Annotated in this window: 1 tRNA gene and 2 rRNA genes (1 of these 3 cut by a window edge); all 3 read left to right on the top strand. The window is 55.2% G+C overall.

The window, feature by feature from the left end:
- Positions 1–2,180, top strand: a 23S ribosomal RNA gene (locus tag GCE01_RS16345); it begins 557 nt to the left of the window's first position.
- Between the two features lie 80 nt (positions 2,181–2,260).
- Positions 2,261–2,375 (top strand): 5S ribosomal RNA (gene rrf / locus GCE01_RS16340).
- A gap of 48 nt (positions 2,376–2,423) precedes the next feature.
- Positions 2,424–2,500 (top strand) — tRNA-Met (locus GCE01_RS16335).

Below are 2,500 nucleotides of genomic sequence, written 5' to 3'. Positions count from 1 at the left end.
GTCAGCGAGTTTCTGTTTGCAGCGAGCTTAAGCCGTTAGGTGTAGGCGTAGCGAAAGCGAGTCTGAATAGGGCGAATGAGTTGCTGGCAGAAGACCCGAAACCGAGTGATCTAGCCATGGCCAGGCTGAAGGTGCGGTAACACGCACTGGAGGGCCGAACCCACGCCTGTTGAAAAAGTCGGGGATGAGCTGTGGCTAGGGGTGAAAGGCCAATCAAACTCGGAGATAGCTGGTTCTCCGCGAAATCTATTGAGGTAGATCGTCGGGTGTTTACCCTGGGGGGTAGAGCACTGGATGGGCTAGGGGGGCCCAAAGCCTTACCAAACCTAACCAAACTCCGAATACCCAGGAGTATAGCCCGGCAGACAGACAGTGGGTGCTAAGGTCCATTGTCGAGAGGGAAACAGCCCAGACCACCAGCTAAGGCCCCTAAATCGTGGCTAAGTGGGAAAGGATGTGGGGATTCCAAAACAACCAGGAGGTTGGCTTAGAAGCAGCCATCCTTTAAAGAAAGCGTAATAGCTCACTGGTCTATTAGAAACCCTGCGCCGAAAATGTAACGGGGCTCAAGCCACGTGCCGAAGCTGTGGGTGCATTCTTATGAATGCGCGGTAGCGGAGCGTTCCGTAAGTCTGCGAAGGAGGCGGGGTGACCCCCTCTGGAGATATCGGAAGTGCGAATGCTGACATGAGTAGCGACAAACAGTGCGAGAAACACTGTCGCCGAAAGTCCAAGGGTTCCTGCGCAAGGTTAATCCACGCAGGGTGAGCCGGCCCCTAAGGCGAGGGCGAGAGCCGTAGTCGATGGGAACTAGGTGAATATTCCTAGGCCTGCCAGAAGTGACGAATGAGAAATGTTGTCTGTCCTTATCGGATTGAACAGGCTTTTCGACCATTCCAGGAAATAGCTCTGGCGTATAGACCGTACCCGAAACCGACACAGGTGGACTGGTAGAGAATACCAAGGCGCTTGAGAGAACGATGCTGAAGGAACTAGGCAAATTGCTCGTGTAACTTCGGGATAAACGAGACCCAATCGTGGGCAACCATGGTTGGGTGGCACAGACCAGGGGGTAGCGACTGTTTAGTAAAAACACAGGGCTCTGCGAAATCGTGAGATGACGTATAGGGCCTGACGCCTGCCCGGTGCCGGAAGGTTAAGAGGAGATGTGCAAGCATTGAATTGAAGCCCCGGTAAACGGCGGCCGTAACTATAACGGTCCTAAGGTAGCGAAATTCCTTGTCGGGTAAGTTCCGACCTGCACGAATGGCGTAACGACTTCCCCACTGTCTCCAGCATCGACTCAGCGAAATTGAATTCCCCGTGAAGATGCGGGGTACCCGCGGTCAGACGGAAAGACCCTATGAACCTTTACTGCAGCTTTGCAGTGGCATCAGGAAAATCCTGTGTAGGATAGGTCGGAGGCTTTGAAGCCGGGGCGCCAGCACCGGTGGAGCCACCCTTGAAATACGACCCTGAATTTTTCTGATGTCTAACCGAGACCAGTAAGCCTGGTCCGGGACCCTGCATGGTGGGCAGTTTGACTGGGGCGGTCGCCTCCCAAAGTGTAACGGAGGCGCGCGATGGTGGGCTCAGGCCGGTCGGAAACCGGCTGTCGAGTGCAATGGCATAAGCCCGCCTGACTGCGAGAATGACAGTTCGAGCAGAGACGAAAGTCGGCCATAGTGATCCGGTGGTCCCACGTGGACGGGCCATCGCTCAACGGATAAAAGGTACTCTAGGGATAACAGGCTGATCTCCCCCAAGAGTCCACATCGACGGGGAGGTTTGGCACCTCGATGTCGGCTCATCACATCCTGGGGCTGGAGCAGGTCCCAAGGGTTCGGCTGTTCGCCGATTAAAGTGGTACGTGAGCTGGGTTTAGAACGTCGTGAGACAGTTCGGTCCCTATCTGCCGTGGGTGTAAGAGACTTGAGAGGATTTGTCCCTAGTACGAGAGGACCGGGATGAACATACCTCTGGTGCACCGGTTGTCACGCCAGTGGCACAGCCGGGTAGCTAAGTGTGGACGGGATAACCGCTGAAAGCATCTAAGCGGGAAACCCACCTCAAAACGAGGTCTCATAGAGCCGTGATAGACCATCACGTTGATAGGCCGGGTGTGAAAGTGCAGTAATGCATGCAGCTAACCGGTCCTAATCGCTCATACTTCTCACATCAAACACATGCACAGAAATCAGCCACACTCATAAAACACCAACCTCCACCCACTCTCAAAAAGACTGGGTGGGCTAGAAGACCTGGTGGCCATTGCGAGGGCCCTACACCCGATCCCTTCCCGAACTCGGCCGTGAAATCCCTCAGCGCCTATGATACTGCACCTCAAGGTGCGGAAAAGTCGGTCGCCGCCAGGTCCCCTAGCCCACTCATCACTCCCACAACACCAACATCACCAATACCACCGCGGGGTGGAGCAGCCCGGTAGCTCGTCAGGCTCATAACCTGAAGGCCGTAGGTTCAAATCCTACCCCCGCAACCA

Origin of the sequence: Gluconobacter cerinus (assembly GCF_002723935.1) — a bacterium.
Lineage (GTDB): Bacteria > Pseudomonadota > Alphaproteobacteria > Acetobacterales > Acetobacteraceae > Gluconobacter > Gluconobacter cerinus.
This window is presented reverse-complemented; position numbering and strand designations above follow the sequence as displayed.